Source organism: Pseudoxanthomonas sacheonensis (assembly GCF_031455975.1).
GTDB lineage: Bacteria > Pseudomonadota > Gammaproteobacteria > Xanthomonadales > Xanthomonadaceae > Pseudoxanthomonas_A > Pseudoxanthomonas_A sacheonensis_A.
Map to the genome: position 1 here is coordinate 775044 of NZ_JAVDTT010000002.1, position 18976 is coordinate 794019.

Below are 18976 nucleotides of genomic sequence, written 5' to 3' on the forward strand. Positions count from 1 at the left end.
CTCTGGCTAGCCCTCTGCCCGTCATGCTGCGTGTCTTGCTCGTCAACGATACCGAAAAGCCGATCGGCGAGCTGCGGGCGGCGTTGCAGGCGGCGGGCTATGAAGTGTTGGAAGCCGTGGTCGGCGCCGATGAGCTGCTCAAGGCGGTGGAGTCGCAACAGCCCGATGCGGTGATCATCGACGTGGATTCGCCTTCCCGCGACACGCTGGAACAACTGGCGGTGATGCACCGCCATGCGCCGCGGCCGGTGGTGATGTTTTCCGCCGACGGCGACGACCGGCTGATTCGGGACGTGGTCGCCGCCGGGGTCACCGCCTATGTGGTGGACGGCCTGACTCCGGCCAGGTTGGCGCCGATCCTGCAGGTGGCGCTGGCCCGCTTCGAACAGCAAGCCCACGTCCGTCGCCAGTTGGGCGAAGTGCAGCAACAACTGGCCGACCGCAAGTTGATCGATCGCGCCAAGGGCCTGCTGGTTGAGAAGCGCGGCATGAGCGAGCCCGAGGCCTACGCCAGCATGCGCCAGCTGGCCATGCGGCAAAACCTGAAGCTGGTGGACATCGCCCGCCAGATCATCGCCATGGCCGACCTACTGGGATGACGTTCGCATGACCCTCCATCACCCTGACGGCATCGCCGGCCCGCGGCTTCTGCGGCTGGGCTTCATGCCTCTGATCGATTGCGCGCCGCTGGTGGCCGCGGCGCGCCTGCAGCTGGATCGCAAGCATGGCCTGCAGCTGCAATTGCATCGCCAGGCCTCGTGGGCGGCGGTCCGCGACAAGTTGTTGACGGGCGAACTGGATGCGGCCCACGCGTTGAGCGGACTGGTGCACGGTGTGCAGTGGGGCATCGGCGGCGTGCAAGCCGACTTGTCGATTCTGCTGACCCTCAACCGCAACGGGCAGGGCATCGTGCTGTCGCATCCACTGGCCCAGGCGCTGAGCGCCGGCCAATCGTTGCTCGAGGCCTTCGCCGACTTGCGGCGGTCGCCGGTACTGGCGCAGACCTTTCCCACCGGCACCCATGCGATGTGGCTGTACTACTGGCTGGCGGCCCAGGGCGTGTCGCCGCTGCGTGCGATCCGCAGCGTGGTCATGCCGCCGCCGCAGATGGCCGATGCGCTGGCCCGTGGCGAACTGGACGGTTACTGCGCCGGCGAACCCTGGGCCCAGCAAGCGGAAACCTTGCAGGTGGGTCGGCGGGTGGTGACCAGTGGCGAGATCTGGCCCGACCACCCGGAAAAAGTATTGGCTTGCCGCCGCGATTTCGCTGCCTTGGAGCCGGAAACGGCGGTGGCGTTGACGGCGACGTTGCTGGAGGCCTGCCGCTGGCTGGACGAGCCCGGCAATCGCAGCCAGGCGGCGGCCTGGCTGGCCGAGCCGGACATCATCGGCCTGCCGGTGGCGCAGATCGCCGCCTGCCTGAGCGCGAGCGATGCATTCGGTCGTCATCGTTTGTCGTTCCACGAGGGGGGGGCGGTGAACTTCCCTTATCTGTCCGATGGGCTGTGGTTCCTCAGCCAGTTCCGCCGCTGGGGCTGGCTGACACAGGAGCGCACCGAGTCGGACTGGGTGCGGCAAGTAGCCGAAGTGCACGGCACCGCGCGCTATCGGGAGGCGGCGGCGAGTGTGTTGGTGCAAGTGCCGGCGGCGGAGATCCGCCGCAGCGTGCTGTGCGACGGCATCGTCTGGGACGGACACGCGCCGCAGGCTTATGCGGACGCGTTCGCCATTCGTGCGCACTAGGGTCCGTCGTCAGATCAGCCAAACCAAAGTGCACGGCCTACCGGTTATCGAAGATCCCGTTCGCGGTGAGCGTGTCGAAGATTCCGTTCGTGGTGAGTGCTGATCCTGTCGAAGCATCGAACCACGCTCTATGCGATCCGCTTCAGTGCGCAGTGGCTTGTTTTCCTCTCGAAAAGCGTGGTTAGACAGACTCACCACGAACGGATTAATTGTTAACGCTTCCCAGAACTATCGCGACTGCTGCGCCGCACAATTGGTGTGCAGTTGCACAATGGTTAGCACCGAATGCGTGCGTAAGCGCCGGTCGCAGCGCAATTCAGGTGAGCCGAGCCGCAAGCCATGCGCGCCTAACCCATTGATTGGATGACGATTCCCACGAATTTCGCGATAACGCGAAATGTTGGCACGGCGATTGCTCTTGTTATCTCATGACGGCACAACGAGGTGTCGGCACCCCACCTATCGGTAAGAGGCCAACGGCGGCCTGCTTCCCGTCCCGACAACGGCGTCTTTCCGGCGAAAGCTGGAACGGCGCCGTTTTTGTTTCCGGCTCCAGTAACCGCTCCCTCAATGCGAGGCTCTTTATGCGCAACAAATTCATCGCCAGTCTTGCTTCGACCCTGGCCGCAGCGATGTTGATAGCGTCTTGCGGTTCGGATACGGCTTCGGTGCCTGCGGCCAAGCCGGCGGCGGGCCCGGCAGTTGAAAAACCCAATCTCAAGTTGGGTTTCATCAAGCTGACCGATATGGCGCCATTGGCTATTGCCAGGGAAAAAGGCTTTTTTGCCGAAGAAGGTCTGAACGTGGCGCTAGAGCCGCAGGCCAACTGGAAGGTGCTGTTGGACGGTGTGGCCGGTGGCCAGCTCGACGGCGCGCATATGCTGGCAGGCCATCCCATCGCCTCCGCGGCGGGAATCGGTTCGAAAGTGAAGATCATCACGCCCATGGCGTTCGATATGAACGGCAAGGGGGTGACCATTTCGAACCGCGTCTACGACCAGATCGCGGCTAGCTTGCCGAAAGGAGCGGACGGCAAGATCGTTCACCCGGTTTCCGCCGCTGCGCTCAAGCCGGTGGTGGCCAAGATGAAGTCGGAAGGCAAGCCCTTCAAGATGGCTATGGTCTTTCCGGTCTCGACCCACAACTACATCCTGCGCTACTGGCTGGCGGCCGGTGGTTTGAACCCCGGCTACTACCTGCCCGGCGACACCGCCGGCACCACCGGCGCGCAAGTCCAGCTCTCAGTCACGCCGCCGCCGCAGATGCCGGCGACGCTGGAGGCGGGCACCATCGACGGCTATTCGGTGGGCGAACCTTGGAACCAAGCCTCGGTGGCGAAGAAGGTCGGCGTGCCGATCATCGTCGATCCGGACATCGCGGGGCTGACCGGCGACAAGGTCTTCGGTCTGACCGAGGATTTCGCCCGCAAGAACCCGAAGACCACCCAGGCCCTGCTGCGCGCACTGATCCGCGCGGCCAAGTGGCTCGATGCCGACAACGGCAAGAACCGGGCCGAAGCGGTCAAGATCCTGGCCCAATCGAAATATGTCGGCGCGGACGAGAAAGTGCTGATGGCGTCGATGACCGGCAAGTTCACTTTCGGCGAAGGCGATACCCGCGACACCCCGCAGTTCAATCTCTTCTTCAGCCAATACGCTAGTTATCCGTACTACTCCGACGCCATCTGGTTCCTGACCCAGATGCGCCGTTGGGGGCAGATCGCCGAGGCCAAGCCCGATCAGTGGTATTTCGACACCGCCAAGGCGGCTTACCGTCCCGATCTGTACACCCAGGCCGCTCAATCGCTGATCGCCGACGGCAAGGCCGACCCGGCCGACTTCCCCGAGACCGATGGCTTCCGGGTCTATACCCAGCCGGCGATCGATGGCGTGGCCTTCGACGCGAAGCAACCCGCCGCTTATGCCGCGGGCTTCGCCATCGGACTGAAGCCCGGCCAGACGGTTACGCCTGCTGGTGTCAAGTGAGGCCCGGCATGACGACTGCAGCGACATTGGTAAAAGAAGACGATTTTGCGGCGGGCGTCGAGGCCGAACCGCCGGTGCAGGCGGCTGTTGCAAGCACAGCCGTCGCAAGTGCGGCGGTGGTGCCTGCAGGAGATGAAGTCTTGCGCAAGCGCCTGAGGCTGAAGATGAAGCTGCCGCCGGGCAGGGAGTTGTTCGACGCCACTTGGCCGCCGATGGTGGGAGTGCTTGCCTTCCTCGGCCTTTGGACAGCGCTGGCCCCGATGGTGCAGACCTCGCTGGGCGCCCTGCCAGGCCCCGACGATGTCTGGGACGCGTTCAAGGGTCTGATGATCGAATTCTCCGCCGCGCGCGCCGATGCGGCGGCGGCGGTGGCCAGCGGTCAACTCTATTCCGGGCCGCCGACGTTCGTCGACCAGATCTTCACCTCGCTCAAGACGGTGGCGATGGGCGTCACCTTGGCCTCGCTGGTCGCCGTCCCGTTGGGTCTGGTCGCCGGCATGTCGAAGCGCTTCAACGCGGCGATCAATCCGCTCGTGCAGGTGATGCGTCCGATCAGCCCGCTGGCCTGGTTGCCGATCGTGACCATGGTGGTTTCGGCTTCGATCACCAGCGACGATCCGACCCTGCCCAAGAGCTTCGTCATCTCCGCAATCGTGGTGATGATGTGTTCGCTATGGCCGACGCTGATCAATACCGCCATCGGCACCGCCTCCATCGACAAGGATCTGCTCAACGTAGGCCGCGTCCTGCGGCTGAGCTGGCGCGCCAAGCTGACCAAACTGGTGTTGCCGTCGGCGTTGCCGTACATCTTTACCGGCATGCGCCTGTCGCTGGGCGTGGGCTGGATGGTGCTGATCGCAGCGGAAATGCTGGCCCAGAACCCCGGGCTCGGAAAATTCGTCTGGGATGAATTCCAGAACGGCAGCGAAAAATCGTTGTCCCGGATCATGGTGGCCGTCATCGTGATCGGCCTGATCGGATTCGGCCTGGACCGCATCATGTTGGGGCTGCAGAAACTGGTCGGCCGCGATGCGCGGAGTTGATCGAATGAACGCGCCGATCCTGCAGTTGCGTGACGTCAGCAAGGCCTACCCCAGCCACGGCAAGTCGCAGGCCGTGCTGGGAGGGGTGAACCTGTCGGTCAACGAAGGCGAATTCATCGCCATCCTCGGCTTCTCCGGCACCGGCAAAACCACCCTGATTTCATTGCTGGCCGGCTTGATCCAACCCGATGGCGGGCAAGTCCTGGTGAAAGGCGTTGCGTCGAACGGCCCCAGCGCCGAACGCGGCCTGGTGTTTCAGTCGTATTCGCTGATGCCGTGGCTGAGCGTGGAAGGCAACGTCCGTTTGGCGGTGGATGCGGTGCATAAAGGCCTGAATCGGGAAGAACGGCGCGCACTCACTCGCGCCACCATCGACCTGGTGGGCCTTGCCCATGCGCGTGAACGCAAGCCCGCGCAATTGTCCGGCGGCATGCGCCAGCGCGTCGCCGTCGCCCGTGCCCTGGCCATGCGCCCGGAAATCCTGTTGCTGGATGAGCCGCTTTCGGCCTTGGACGCCCTGACCCGGGCGCGTCTGCAAGACGAAATCGAACGCATTCGCGGCCAGGAAAAACGCACCATCGTCCTGGTTACCAACGACGTGGATGAAGCTTTGTTGCTGGCCGATCGCATCGCGGTGCTGCAGCCCGATCCTGAGGGCAGCCGTATCGGACACTTGTTCGAGGTGCCGTTGCAACGGCCACGCGTGCGTGCGGCGCTCAACCACGATCCGGCCTATACCGCCTTGCGTAACCGGATCGTTGCCTGTCTTGACGGCTTGAATCGCGCCCGCAACGCAACGGTCGACGCAGCCGGCGACACAATCCTGTCTAAGACGGCCCTGCCCAAGGTGCAGCCCATCCAGGTCACGCGCCTGCCCAAGGCTTACACCGAGGCAGGCCGTTCGGCGGTGCAGCGCCGCTATCTGGAACTGTTCAATGTCAGCAAGACCTATCCCACCCGCGCCGGGCCGCTGACCGTCGTACAGAACTTCAATCTGATGATGAACCGCGGCGAGTTCGTTTCCCTGATCGGCCATTCCGGCTGCGGGAAATCGACGGTGCTGAACATGGCGGCGGGATTGAGTTCCATTTCCGGCGGCGGCATCGTATTGGACGGGCATGAAATCGACAGCGCTGGGCCGGACAAAGGCGTGGTGTTCCAGGCCCCCAGCCTGATGCCTTGGTTGAGCGCCCGCCAGAACGTGGGCATCGGCGTGGAACGGGTCTACCCGCATGCCAGCGCCGCCGAGCGCAGCGACATCATCGAGTACTACCTGCAACGCGTCGGCCTGGGCGACAGCCTGCACAAGCTGGCGGCGGAGATGTCCAGCGGCATGCGTCAGCGCGTCGGCATTGCCCGCGCCTTCGCTCTGTCGCCCAAGCTGATGCTGCTGGACGAGCCGTTCGGGATGCTCGACAGCCTCACCCGCTGGGATTTGCAGAACGTGCTGATGGAGGTGTGGCAACGCACCCAGGTCACCGCTATCTGCGTCACTCACGACGTCGACGAAGCCATCCTGCTGGCAGATCGCGTAGTGATGATGAGCAATGGCCCCAACGCCACCATCGGCAAGATCCTCAAGATCGATCTGCCGCGGCCGCGCGAACGCAAGACGCTGCTGGAACATCCCAGGTTCTACGCCTATCGCGAAGAAGTCCTGCAGTTTCTTGCCGACTACGAGCATGGCGCCCACCTCGATGCCGCATAAACGCGCCCGGCAAATCACCCATCCCGCCCATGGCACCGCCACCGAGAGATCGAAATGAGACGAGCTTTTGCAATGACCAGTGGCCTGCTGCTATCCGCCCCCGCATTGGCGGCCGAAACCACGATCAAACCCATCGTCGATCTGCGTCTGCGCCACGAGGGCGTGGAGCAAGCGGGTCTTGCCCGCGATGCAGAGGCGATAACCTTGCGCGCCCGCGCAGGTGCGGAGATCAGCAATGGGGTGTTCGCGTTCCTGGCCGAAGCGGAAGGGACGGCGGCGATCGACGAGCGCTACAACAGCGGGCTCAACGGCAAGACTGCCTATCCGTTGGTGGCCGACCCCGAAAATATTGAATTGAACCGGGTGCAAGTCCAGTACAAGGGATTCGCCAACACTATGCTGAGCATAGGCCGTCAACGCATCAACCTGGACGACCAGCGCTTTGTCGGCGCGGCCGGCTGGCGCGACAACGAGCAGACTTTCGACGCGGCGCGGGTGGAATGGACCGGCCCAGGCCAGTCGAAACTAAGCAAGTTGAAGCTGGATGCCAGTTACGCCTGGAGCGTGCGCACGATCTGGGGAAAGGACGGGGTCGGTGCGCGTCAGCAGGCGATCGGTGGCGACAATTTTTTTGGGAACCTCTCCTACCCGACCGCGTGGGGAACGCTAAGCGGATTTGCCTATCTGATTGACCAGGACGAAGCCGCGGTGTCCGGGCGGCGATTGTCCAGTCAGACCTATGGCGTGCGTTTGGCGGGCGCCCGTCCGCTTGCAGCCGCCAAGCTGAACTACGCGCTCAGTTACGCTGGGCAAAGCGACTACCACAACAACCCGAACCACTATTCGGCCGAGTATTGGCTGGCCGATACCAGCGTGGACGTGGGCGCGTTCCGGCTGGGCGCCGGCTATGAGGTGCTGGGAGCGGATGCGGGATTGGCATTGACCAGCTTCCAGACACCGCTGGCCACCGCGCACAAATTCCAGGGCTGGGCCGACAAATTCCTGACCACGCCCCCCAATGGCGTGCGCGACCAGTATTTTTCGTTCGGCTGGAATCGCAAGCAGTTCGGAAAACTCAGCAACGTGAGTTTGAACGCCGTCTGGCACCGGTTCGGCAGCGATCGCCTGTCGCAGGATTACGGTGATGAGCTGAATTTGATTGCGACCGCCAAGATCGGCAAGTTCAACCTGCTGGCCAAGCACGCCGATTACCGGGCCGACCAATTCGCCACCGACACGCGCAAGACGTGGTTGCAAGTCGAGTGGTCTTACTGAAGCCATCGTCGGGCTCGCCCTTTCAAGTCACGGGGCGGGTTTCGGCAAATAGGGCATAGCGCATGAATATCCAGAAAAAGCCAAGATTGGTGGTAGTCGGCAACGGTATGGCCGGCATCCGCACGCTGGAGGAATTGTTCAAGCTGGTGCCGGACATGTACGACGTCACCGTCTTCGGCGCCGAACCGCACCCCAACTACAACCGCATCCTGCTCTCGCCGGTGCTGGCCGGCGAGCAGGAATTCGAACAGATCGTGCTCAACTCGCTGGACTGGTACGCCGAACACGGCATCCGTCTGCACCTGGGCAAGGAAGTCACCCGCATCGACCGCGCGCGCCGACGGGTGATCGCCGCCGACGGCACCGAAGCCGAGTACGACCGTCTGCTGCTGGCCACCGGCTCGCTGCCCTTCATCCTGCCGGTGCCTGGCAAGGAGCTGAAAGGCGTCATCAGTTATCGCGACATCTTCGATACCCAGACCATGATCGACACCGCCAAGGTCAAGCGCCACGCGGTGGTGATCGGCGGCGGTCTGCTGGGTCTGGAGGCTGCGAACGGCTTGAAGTTGCGCGGCATGGAAGTGACCGTGGTGCATCTGGCCGGCTGGCTGCTGGAGCGCCAGTTGGATCCGGTCGCTGCCGGGCTGTTGGAGAAATCGCTGAGCGAACGCGGGTTGGCGTTCCGCCTCAACACCTCCACCACCGAGATCCTCGGCAACGAAGCGGGCGAAGTGACCGGAGTGCGTTTTTCAGACGGCAGCGAACAGCCGGCCGACCTGGTGGTGATGGCCGCCGGCATCCGCCCCAACACGCAGCTGGCGCAGGAGGCGGGGCTGTACTGCAACCGCGGCATCGTGGTCAGCGACGGTCTGCAGACCTACGACCCGCGCGTGTACGCGGTGGGCGAATGCGCCAGCCATCGCGGCATCGCCTACGGACTGGTGGCGCCGTTGTTCGAACAGGCCAAGATCTGCGCCAACCACCTGGCCCACTACGGCATCGGCATCTACCAGGGTTCGGTGTCTTCGACCAAGCTCAAGGTCACCGGCATAGATCTGTTTTCCGCCGGCAATTTCATGGGCGGCGAAGGCACCGAGGAAATCGTGCTGTCGGATCCGGCCGGCGGTGTCTACAAGAAGCTGGTGATCCAGGACGAAAAACTGGTCGGCGCCTGCCTGTACGGCGACACCACCGACGGCGGCTGGTACTTCAAGCTGCTCAAGGACGGCCGCAAGATCGACGATCTGCGCGACCAGCTGATGTTCGGCGAAAGCGCGATCGGCGATGCCGGCCATTCCGGACAGAGCCGGGCGATGAGCATGCAGGACAGCGACGAGGTCTGCGGCTGCAACGGCGTGTGCAAGGGCACCATCGTCAAGGCGATCACCGGCAGCGGCCTGTTCACCCTGGACGAGGTGAAGAAGCACACCAAAGCCTCCAGCTCGTGCGGCTCGTGCACCGGTCTGGTCGAGCAGATCCTGATGAACACGCTGGGCTCCAGTTTCCAGCAGACACCGAAGACCAAGGCGGTGTGCGAATGCACCAGCTACGCGCATGGCGAAGTGCGCAAGGCGATCCGCGAACATCACCTGCTCACCCATCGCGAGGCGTACGACTTCCTGGAATGGCGCACGCCCAACGGCTGCGCCACCTGCCGTCCGGCGATCAACTATTACCTGCTTTCGAGCTGGCCGCGCGAAGCGGTGGACGACCCGCAATCGCGTTTCATCAACGAGCGCGCGCACGCCAACATCCAGAAGGACGGCACCTTCTCGGTGATTCCGCAGATGAAAGGCGGCGTGACCAACGCCTCCGAGTTGCGCCGTATCGCCGACGTCGCCGACAAGTACGCGGTGCCGATGCTCAAGGTCACCGGCGGCCAGCGCATCGATCTGCTGGGAATCAAGAAAGAAGATCTGGTGGAAGTGTGGAAGGACCTGGGCATGCAGTCCGGGCACGCCTACGGCAAATCCATCCGCACGGTGAAGACCTGCGTGGGCAGCGAGTTCTGCCGTTTCGGCACCCAGAACAGCACGCAGATGGGCATCGATCTGGAAACTATGCTGGCCAACATGTGGAGCCCGCACAAGGTCAAGCTGGCGGTGTCCGGCTGCCCGCGCAACTGCGCCGAATCCGGCATCAAGGACGTGGGCATCATCGCGGTGGATTCGGGTTGGGAAATCCATGTCGGCGGCAACGGCGGCATCAAGACCGAAGTGGCGCAGTTCCTGGTCAAGGTGAAAACCAGCGACGAGGTGCGCGAATACACCGGCGCCTTCCTGCAGCTGTATCGCGAGGAAGCCTATTACCTGGATCGCACCGTGCATTACATCGCCCGGGTCGGACTGGATTACATCCGCCAACGCGTGGTCGACGACGCCGACAACCGCAGGGCGCTGCACGAACGTCTGCTGTTCGCGCTGGAAGGACTGTCCGATCCGTGGGCGGCGCGCATCGCCGGTGCGCAGCGGCATGAGTTCCAGCCGCTCAAACTGAAAATGTTGCCCGACCCGGTGGAGGCCTGAGCCATGCTTGCATCGAACCAGCCTATATCGAACATGTCTACATCGAGCACGGCCGCACCCGACTGGGTCGAAGTGTGCAGGCTCGACGACATCCCCGCGCTCGGTGCGCGCGTGTTGGAAAGGGACGGTGGCGACAACATCGCTTTGTTCCGTACCGCCAGCGGCAATGTGTTCGCCTTGCGCGACCGTTGTCCGCACAAAGGCGGGCCGCTGTCGCAGGGCATCGTTGCCGGGGAAACGGTGACCTGTCCGTTGCATAGCTGGAACCTGAGCCTGGACAGCGGCGAGGCGCGCGCGCCGGACGTGGGTTGCGTGACGACCTATCCGGTGCGAGTGGAGGACGGGGTGGTATGGCTTTCGCCGGGGCTCACTCCCGCCGCAGCCCACGCCGGTTCCGGCGTGGATTGCCAGCACTCGTCATCGGCCACAGTGGCGCCAGTGCAGAGTGGTCTGGACATTCGGCTCGACAACTTGGAAGGCCCGGAGGTTCTTGCGTTGCTCCGCGAGCACCTCGGCTCGATGGAGCACACCGCTCCGGCGGAAAGTCGCCATGCCTTGGATCTGGTTGGCCTGCGCGAACCCGGCATCACTTTCTGGAGCGTTTGGGACGGTCCGGCGCTGGCTGGATTCGGCGCACTCAAGCACATGACCGAGTCGCACGCCGAGATCAAATCCATGCGCACCGCCGCCTCCCACCTGCGGCGCGGGGTGGCATCGAAAATGCTGCGGCACCTCATTCAAGAAGCCGCCACCCGCGGTTACTCCAGACTGAGCCTGGAGACGGGTTCGATGGAGTTCTTCGAGGCCGCGCGGCATTTGTACGCATCCTTCGGGTTTACTCCGTGCCCGCCTTTCGGCGACTACAGGCCAGACCCCAATAGCGTGTTCATGACCCTGGATATCGCCGGGTCGCCCGGCGATCCGTTCGATCCGAAGCCGCGGCGCGGCGTGACCTGAAGCAAACCATGGACGGCGATACGCGCGCACCCACGTCGTCTTCGCTCGCCGCCGCGCCGCGGCGCACACGCACGCGTTCCACCTGCTGCTATTGCGGGGTCGGTTGTGGTGTGCTGATCGATGCCGAACACGATGCGCAGGGCAGCCGCATCACCGGTATCGCCGGCGATCCGGAGCATCCGGCCAACTTCGGCCGCTTGTGCACCAAGGGCCTCAATCTGCCGCAGACCACGCGCGACACCACCGGCCGCGCGCTGGTCCCGCAACTACGCCGCCTGCGCGGCGATGTCCGCCGCGAGGTGGACTGGGACGTGGCGCTGGACACGGTGGCCGAGCGCTTCGCCAGCATCGTCGCCGAACACGGTCCGGACGCGGTGGCGTTCTATCTGTCCGGGCAGCTGCTGACCGAGGACTACTACGTCTTCAACAAACTGGCCAAGGGCCTGATCGGCACCAACAACATCGACACCAATTCGCGCCTGTGCATGTCCAGCGCGGTCTCCGGCTACAAACTGGCGCTGGGCGCGGACGGCCCGCCGACCTGCTACGACGATCTGGAGCAGGCGCGCACCGTGCTGTTCGCCGGCAGCAACATGGCCTATGCGCATCCGGTTTTGTTCCGGCGCCTGGAAGCCGCGCGCGAAGCGCATCCGGAGACCAAGTGGATCGTGATCGATCCGCGCCGCACCGACACCGCCGCCATGGCCGACCTGCACTTGGCCCTGCAGCCGGGCACCGACGTGGCCCTGTTCAACGGCATGCTGCATCACTTGATCTGGGAAGGGTTGATCGACCCCGATTACATCGACGCGCACACTGAAGGCTTCCAGCCGCTCAAGCTGATGCTGCGCGAATACACGCCGCGTTTCGTCGCCGATCTGTGCGGGGTGGCGGCCGAAGACATCGTCCAGGCCGCCGAGTGGTTCGGCCGCAGTCCCGCCGCGCTGTCGCTGTACTGCATGGGCTTGAACCAGTCCAGCCACGGCACCGACAAGAACCTGGCGCTGATCCAGCTGCATCTGGCCACCGCGCAGATCGGCAAACCCGGAGCCGGGCCGTTTTCGCTGACCGGACAGCCCAATGCGATGGGCGGGCGCGAAGTGGGCGGCATGGCGACCATGCTGGCGGCGCATCGCGAGATCGCCGATCCCGAACACCGCGCCGAACTCGAACGTCTATGGAAGCTGCCCACGCAGACCCTGTCCGATCGCCTCGGCTTGCCGGCGGTGGCGTTGTTCGACGCGTTGCGCAGCGGCAAGGTCAAAGCGGTGTGGATCGCCTGTACCAACCCGGTGCACTCGATGCCCGATATCAATCTGGTGCGCGAGGCCTTGGGCAAGGCCGAATTCGTGGTGGTGCAGGAAGCTTTCCTCAACACCGACACCGTGCCCTACGCCGACGTGCTGCTGCCGGCGACCAGCTGGGGCGAGAAGGAAGGCACGGTGACCAATTCCGAACGCCGCATCTCGCGAGTGCGCGCGGCGCTGCCTGCGCCGGGCGAAGCCAGAGCGGACTGGTGGATCGCCAATGAAGTGGCGCGACGCATCGAAGCGCGACTGGCGCCGCCGGGCGCCGCGCCGCTCTTCGATTTCGCCGATACCGAAGCGGTGTTCGACGAGCATCGCCGTCTGACCGTGGGTCGCGATCTCGACATCGGCGGCCTGGATTATGCGTTGCTGGAAAGCCAGGGTCCGCAGCAATGGCCGTTTCCGGCGGGCGCGAGCGAAGGTCAGGCGCGGCGCTACGGCGACGGCGTGTTCGCCACCGCCGATGGTCGTGCGCGTTTTCATGCCACCGCTTACAAACCGGTGGCCGAACCGATTTCGGCGCGTTATCCGCTGCGTCTGCTGACCGGCCGCTTGCGCGACCAATGGCATGGCATGAGCCGCAGCGGCCGGGCGCCGGGATTGTTCGCGCACGCGCCGGAGCCGACGCTGAGCATGCATCCCGACGACGCCACCCGCCGCGGCCTGAGCGCCGGCGATCTGGTGCGGGTGACCAGCAAGCGCGGCGAACTGCTGCTGCCGCTGGCGGTGTCCGATGAAGTGGGTTCGGGCACGGTGTTCGCGGCGATGCATTGGAGCGGGCAATTCCTGGCCAGCGGCGGCATCAACGAAGTCAGCAACGGCGCGGTCGATCCCAAATCGTTCCAGCCCGAACTCAAGCACGCGGCGGTGCGGGTGGAGAAAGCGGCTTTCGCTTGGAATCTGCTGGCGGCGCGGCGCGGCGACGCGCTCGCGCTGCAGATCGCGGTGCAGCCGCTGCTGCGCGAATGCGCGTTCGCTTCCCTTTCCCTGCGCGCCGATGCCGATCCGGACTCGGGACAGGCCTGGCTGGTGTTGCGTGCGGCAGCCGAGACCGCGCCGCCGCAGTGGTTGCAGCGCCTGGCCGAGGTCTTGCAACTGCAGCCCGAAGAGCACGTGCTGGAGTACCACGACGCGCGTCGTGGCCTGCTCAAGCGGGTCGGTTGGGGCCATGGCGCGCATAACGATCGGATCGAAGGACTGTTGTTGGCCGGCGGCCAGCGCGACCCGGCCAGTGAAGCCTTGTTGGATATCGCTCTGGCCGGCACGGCCTGGACCGGCTCGCGGCTGGCGGTGTTCACCCAGCGTCTGGCCGGCGCGGCGCGCGATGCGCTGGTCTGCCAGTGCATGCAGGTCAAGGAATCCTCCATCCGTGCCGCGATCGCTCAAGGCGCCGATGTGGACGCACTGAAAAAACGGCTGGGTTGCGGCAGCGTCTGCGGTTCCTGCGTGCCGCAGCTGGTGCGCATGTGCCGCGAAATTGTAGACAGCGGGTAGGTCGGGGCTATGTCCCCGATGCGCGCGGAAGGAGGGGTTCCGTGCGTCGGGGGCGTAGCCCCGACCTACCCGCGCATGACGACGATCTTTCTGGAGAACCGAACGAATGATTACGAACCACGATTCCGGTACCGCAGACCCACGCGGTGGCAAGGTCAGTCTGGTGTCGGCCGGGCCGGGAGATCTGGAACTGCTGACGATAAAAGCCGCCAGAACGCTGGCGACCGCGGACGTGCTGATGCTGGACGATCTGGTCGATCCGCAGATCGTGTCGCTGGCGCCGCGGGCGCGGGTGATCCGCGTGGGCAAGCGCGGCGGTTGCCGCTCCACCCCGCAGGCCTTCATCTGCCGGTTGATGCGCCGCTATGCGCAACGTGGCGCGCACGTGGTTCGGGTCAAAGGTGGCGATGCGCTGCTGTTCGGCCGCGCCGGCGAAGAAATCGGCTTCCTGCGCAAGTCCGGTATCGAAGTGGTCATCGTCAACGGCATCAGTTCCGGTTTCGCCGCCGCTGCGGCCTTGGGCGTTTCCCTGACCCATCGCGATCACTGCCGCGGCGTCACTTTCGTCACCGCCCACGCGCAGGACCACAGCGAACCGGACTGGGCGGCCTTGGCCGCGACCGGCACCACGCTGGCGATCTACATGGGCATGGACCGGCTGGAATCGCTGAGCGCCGCGTTGCTGCTGCAGCTGCCGGCGCACACGCCCGCCGCGGTGGTGCAAGCGGCCAGCCAGCCGGACGAGGCACGGCTGCTGACGACCCTGGGCCGATTGGCCGCCGACGCCCGCCACGCCGGGTTGGGTAGTCCGGGGGTGATCCTGATTGGAGCGGCCCTGGCCGAAGCGGCGGTTCCTGCATTGCAACCTTCGCTTTTGCTGGCGGAGGCGTGCGGCTGATTCGCTAAGGAAATTCAGAACACGTCTCAGTTCGTCATTCCAGCGAAAGCTGGAATCCATTTTGACCTTCGCTATTCGCTGAGCAAGATCAAAATGGGCCCCAGCTTTCGCTGGGGTGACGATCAAGAGCAAGTTGTTCAGAAGTTCCCTAAGGCACCCGCGCGCAAACCCACGCATCCACGCGCGCCACGCCTGCGCGCCGCAAACGCTTTGCCGCCGCTTCCAGGGTCGCGCCCGTGGTCATCACATCGTCGACCAGCGCCACGTGATCCGGCAACGCCGCGTCGGCACGGACTTCGAACGCGCGTCGCAGGTTGCGATGGCGGGCGCCGGCATCCAGTTCGGATTGCGGCGCGGTGGCGCGGGTGCGGATCAGCACCTCCGACAATAGAGGAACCTGCAATGCGCGGGCCAGAGGTTTGGCCAGTTCCAGCGCCTGGTCGTAGCCGCGTTGACGCAAACGGGCCTCGTGCAGCGGCACGGGCACCAAGGCCGAAGGCCTGGGCAGCCCGGAGACGCCTTCGAGCATGAGCTCGGAGAGCAATCGTCCCGCGGCCAGATCGTTATGGAACTTGAAACGCGGCACCAGCCGGTCCAGCGGAAACCCGTACACGAACACGGCATGGGTCTCGGCCAGCGGCGGCGGACGCTGCAGACAGGCGCCGCAGGTGCCCGGCGCGTGCAGCGGCAAGGCGCAGCGCAGGCAGGCGCTGCGATTCCAGGGCAGCGCTTCGGCGCAGGCCCGGCACAGATCCCGACCGCTCACGCCGCTTTCGCCGCACAGCAGGCAGCGCGGCGCAAAGACCGCGCGGGCGGCCTTGCGCAGCCACTCGTCAACTTTCAAAGCATCCATGCGGTTGACAGCCTTGCTTCCGGTTTTCAGACTGCCCGGACTTTAACGCCGCGAGGCCCTGATGTCCGCACAAGCCCCGATCACCGCCAGTCCCGCTTCCATCAGCATGCTCCGCCACGACTGGCAACAGTCCGAATTGCTGGCCCTGTTCGACCTGCCGTTCCCGGAACTGCTGCACCGCGCCGCCAGCGTGCACCGGCAGCACTTCGACCCGGCCGAGGTCCAGGTTTCCACCCTGCTGTCGGTCAAGACCGGCGGCTGCCCGGAAGACTGCGCCTACTGCCCGCAAGCCCAGCGCTACCACACCGGCGTCGATGCGCAGAAGCTGATGAGCACCGAGGCGGTGCTGGAAAAAGCCAGGCAGGCCAAGGCCGCCGGCGCCTCGCGCTTCTGTATGGGCGCGGCCTGGCGCTCGCCCAAGGACCGCGACATCCCCAAGGTCGCGGCCATGATCCGCGAAGTGAAGGCGCTGGGGCTGGAGACCTGCGCCACCCTGGGCATGCTCAGCGCCCCGCAGGCCGATGCGCTGAAGTCGGCGGGGCTGGACTACTACAACCACAACCTGGACACCGCGCCGGACTTCTACGGCGAAATCATCCACACCCGCGAATACCAGGATCGCCTGGACACGTTGGAACACGTCCGCGACGCCGGCATGAAGACCTGTTGCGGCGGCATCGTCGGCATGGGCGAATCGCGGGCCCAGCGCGCCGGCCTGCTGCTGGCGCTGGCCAACTTGCCGGCGCATCCGGATTCGGTGCCGATCAACCGCCTGGTCCAGGTGGAAGGCACGCCGCTGCACGGTATCGCCGAACTGGATCCCTTCGAATTCGTGCGCACCATCGCAATCGCGCGCATCACCATGCCTCACTCTATGGTCAGATTGTCGGCTGGTCGCGAATCCATGAGCGACGAGCTGCAGGCGCTATGCTTCGCCGCCGGCGCCAATTCGATCTTCTACGGGGAAAAACTGTTGACCACCGGCAACCCGGACGTGGAACGCGACCAGGCGCTGTTCGCGCGCCTCGGTCTGCGGCCCATGCCGGTGGAGCCAGCCATGCCAGCGCCAGGGGGAACCGTGCATGCCGATATCGTCGAAACCACCATCAACAACCACGCCGACCACGCCTGCGGACGCGCCGCCTAAATCCATGCGGCCCAATCTGCACGAACGCGTCCACTCTTTGCGCAAACTGCGCATCGCCCAGGGCCGCGTGCGCGTGCGCCGCACCATCACCCGCCGCGACGGCGTGCGCGTGGAGGTCGACGGCCGCTGGCTGACCGAGTTCTGCGGCAACGACTACCTGGGCCTGTCGCAACAGTTCGAAGTGGTCAGCGCGCTGCAGGATGGCGCCGCGCGCGACGGCGTCGGCGCGGGCGCTTCGCATCTGGTCAGCGGCCACCACGCCGCGCACGAAGCGCTGGAGCGCGAAATCGCGCAGTGGCTGGGCTATTCGCGCGGGCTGCTGTTCGGCAGCGGATTCCTGGCCAATCTGGCCGTGCAACAGGCTTTGCTGCAGGAAGACGGCGATGTCTGCGTGCAGGACCGGCTCAACCACGCCAGCTTGCTGGATGCGTCGCTGCTGGCCGGGTGCAGGCTGCGGCGCTATCCGCATGCCGACGCCGAAGGCGCGCTGCGGCAACTCAAGCACGCGCCGGAAGGCGCGGCGATGCTGGCCACCGACGGCGTCTTCAGCATGGACGGCGACGTGGCGCCGCTGCGCGCGCTGACCCTGGTCGCGCGCATGCAACAGGCCTTGTTGTACGTGGACGATGCGCATGGCGTCGGCGTGCGTGGGCCGGAAGGGCGCGGCAGTGTGGCCGAAGCCAACCTCGGCATGGCCGAAGTGCCGTTGCAGCTGGTCACCCTGGGCAAGGCGCTGGGCGGTTACGGTGCGGTGGTGGTGGGCGACGATGCCCTCATCCAGCACTTGTACGAAACCGCGCGTCCCTACATCTACACCACGGCGCTGCCGCCGGCGCAGGCCGCGGCCACGCTGGCGGCGGTCAAGCATGCGCGCCGCGATCAATGGCGGCGCGAGAAACTGCAGGGGCTGGTCAGCCGTTTCCGTACCGGCGCGCAGCGCTATGGACTGGGATTGCTGCCCTCCGATTCGCCGATCCAGCCGGTGATGTGCGGCGACGACGCCAGCGCGGTCGCCCTGTCGTCCGCGCTCGAGAACGCCGGCTATCTGGTCACCGCCATCCGTCCGCCCACCGTGCCCGAAGGCAAGGCGCGTCTGCGGGTGACGCTATCGGCCTTGCACATGCCGGCCGAAGTGGATGCCATGGTCGAAGTTCTCGCGCGTTCACGCGATGCCATACAACGCGTGCGCGGCGCCGCCTGATTCGATGGCGTTGCATATGGAAATCGTGGGCGATGGCCCGCCCTTGGTATTGATTCATGGTTGGGGATTGCACGGCGGGGTGTTCGCGCCGCTAGTCGATCGTTTGTCCGATCGTTTCCGCATGCATCTGGTCGATCTGCCGGGTCACGGCTACAGCCGCGAAGACGCCACGCCGCTGACCCTGCAAGCCGCCGTCGCCGAAATCCTGGCGCACACGCCGCCTGCTGCCTGGCTGGCGTGGTCGCTGGGCGGGCTGTTCGCCTTGCACGCCGCATCGGTCTCCCCGCAGGTGCGCGCGCTGGCGCTGGTCGCGGTCACGCCGCGGTTCGTGCGTGGCGGGGATTGGCCGCATGCGGTGGAAGCTTCGGTGTTCGAGCAATTCGGCAAAGATTTGCAACAGGACTACCGCGGTACGCTCGAGCGGTTCCTGGCTCTGGATACCATCGGTTCCGAACATGCGCGTGCCGAGCTTCGTACGCTGAAGGAAAATCTGTATGCCCGCGGCGAACCGTCGCCGCATGCTTTGCAACAGGGCCTCACCTTGCTGGAGCAAAGCGATCTGCGCGGGTCGTTACCGGCACTGTCGATTCCCAGTCTGTGGATCTCAGGACGTCGCGACCGCCTGGTATCTCCAAGCGCCATGCAGGCTGCCGCCGCACTGACGCCGGACAGCCGCTACCTGGACATTCGAGGCGGTGGGCATGCCCCCTTCCTCGGCCATGCCGACCAGGTTGCCGACGAAGTGCGCAACTTCATGGCGACCCTTCCCCCGTCGTAAGAGCGACGTAAGTCGCGAATAGACGCTATTCGCGCCAGCCTCGTTCGCGACTCACGTCGCTC

At 65.1% G+C, this 18976-nt stretch carries 14 protein-coding genes and 1 pseudogene; 14 read left to right on the plus strand and 1 reads right to left on the minus strand.

The genetic code is table 11. The features are described 5' to 3' along the window. Positions 1-26 precede the first annotated feature (26 nt). The 11 genes and pseudogenes from J2W94_RS10710 (at position 27) to cobA (ending at position 14935) form a co-directional block, all read left to right on the plus strand. Positions 27-599, plus strand: a complete 573-nt coding sequence (locus J2W94_RS10710) for an ANTAR domain-containing response regulator (protein WP_310093710.1) — start codon at positions 27-29, stop codon at positions 597-599. Positions 600-606: 7 nt separating this feature from the next. Further along, positions 607-1743: a CmpA/NrtA family ABC transporter substrate-binding protein gene (locus tag J2W94_RS10715; RefSeq protein ID WP_310093031.1), complete on the plus strand. Its 1137-nt coding sequence runs from the start codon at positions 607-609 to the stop codon at positions 1741-1743. 584 nt (positions 1744-2327) lie between these two features. After that, the gene (locus J2W94_RS10720; RefSeq protein WP_310093032.1) at positions 2328-3728 is read left to right on the plus strand and encodes a CmpA/NrtA family ABC transporter substrate-binding protein; all 1401 of its coding nucleotides are present in this window, start codon (positions 2328-2330) and stop codon (positions 3726-3728) included. 8 nt (positions 3729-3736) lie between these two features. Next, positions 3737-4771: an ABC transporter permease gene (locus J2W94_RS10725; RefSeq protein WP_310093034.1), complete on the plus strand. Its 1035-nt coding sequence runs from the start codon at positions 3737-3739 to the stop codon at positions 4769-4771. A gap of 4 nt (positions 4772-4775) precedes the next feature. Further along, positions 4776-6479 carry an ABC transporter ATP-binding protein gene (locus tag J2W94_RS10730; protein ID WP_310093036.1) on the plus strand — a complete coding sequence of 568 codons (1704 nt, stop codon included), beginning with the start codon at positions 4776-4778 and terminating at the stop codon, positions 6477-6479. Between the two features lie 72 nt (positions 6480-6551). Further along, entirely contained in the window at positions 6552-7754 is a 1203-nt protein-coding gene (locus tag J2W94_RS10735; RefSeq protein ID WP_310093037.1) for an alginate export family protein, read from the plus strand. 62 nt (positions 7755-7816) lie between these two features. Further along, positions 7817-10279 (plus strand): nitrite reductase large subunit NirB, encoded by a 2463-nt coding sequence (gene nirB / locus J2W94_RS10740; RefSeq protein WP_310093041.1) that lies wholly within the window; start codon positions 7817-7819, stop codon positions 10277-10279. Positions 10280-10312: 33 nt separating this feature from the next. Beyond that, positions 10313-10660, plus strand: a pseudogene (nirD, locus tag J2W94_RS10745) (nitrite reductase small subunit NirD); the annotation flags it as partial. Positions 10661-10798: 138 nt separating this feature from the next. Then, entirely contained in the window at positions 10799-11236 is a 438-nt protein-coding gene (locus tag J2W94_RS10750) for a GNAT family N-acetyltransferase (protein WP_310093712.1), read from the plus strand. Between the two features lie 8 nt (positions 11237-11244). Further along, positions 11245-14037, plus strand: a complete 2793-nt coding sequence (locus J2W94_RS10755) for a molybdopterin-dependent oxidoreductase (protein WP_310093042.1) — start codon at positions 11245-11247, stop codon at positions 14035-14037. A 106-nt stretch (positions 14038-14143) separates the two neighbouring features. Next, positions 14144-14935, plus strand: coding sequence for a uroporphyrinogen-III C-methyltransferase (gene cobA / locus J2W94_RS10760; protein WP_310093044.1), 792 nt, complete (start codon positions 14144-14146; stop codon positions 14933-14935). Positions 14936-15083: 148 nt separating this feature from the next. Here the strand turns inward: cobA and J2W94_RS10765 are convergent, their stop codons facing one another. Continuing rightward, on the minus strand, positions 15084-15788 hold the full coding sequence (locus J2W94_RS10765) for a ComF family protein (protein WP_310093046.1): 705 nt from the start codon (positions 15786-15788) through the stop codon (positions 15084-15086). A 106-nt stretch (positions 15789-15894) separates the two neighbouring features. Here J2W94_RS10765 and bioB point away from each other — a divergent pair, with 106 nt between their 5' ends. The 3 genes from bioB to bioH are packed head-to-tail and all read left to right on the plus strand — an operon-like array spanning position 15895 to position 18914. Next, positions 15895-16935 (plus strand): biotin synthase BioB, encoded by a 1041-nt coding sequence (bioB, locus tag J2W94_RS10770; protein WP_310093714.1) that lies wholly within the window; start codon positions 15895-15897, stop codon positions 16933-16935. Between the two features lie 4 nt (positions 16936-16939). Further along, positions 16940-18136: an 8-amino-7-oxononanoate synthase gene (gene bioF, locus J2W94_RS10775; RefSeq protein ID WP_310093716.1), complete on the plus strand. Its 1197-nt coding sequence runs from the start codon at positions 16940-16942 to the stop codon at positions 18134-18136. Positions 18137-18146: 10 nt separating this feature from the next. Beyond that, a complete protein-coding gene (gene bioH, locus J2W94_RS10780; protein WP_310093719.1) occupies positions 18147-18914 on the plus strand; it encodes a pimeloyl-ACP methyl ester esterase BioH in 768 nt (255 codons plus the stop codon). Positions 18915-18976: the final 62 nt, after the last annotated feature.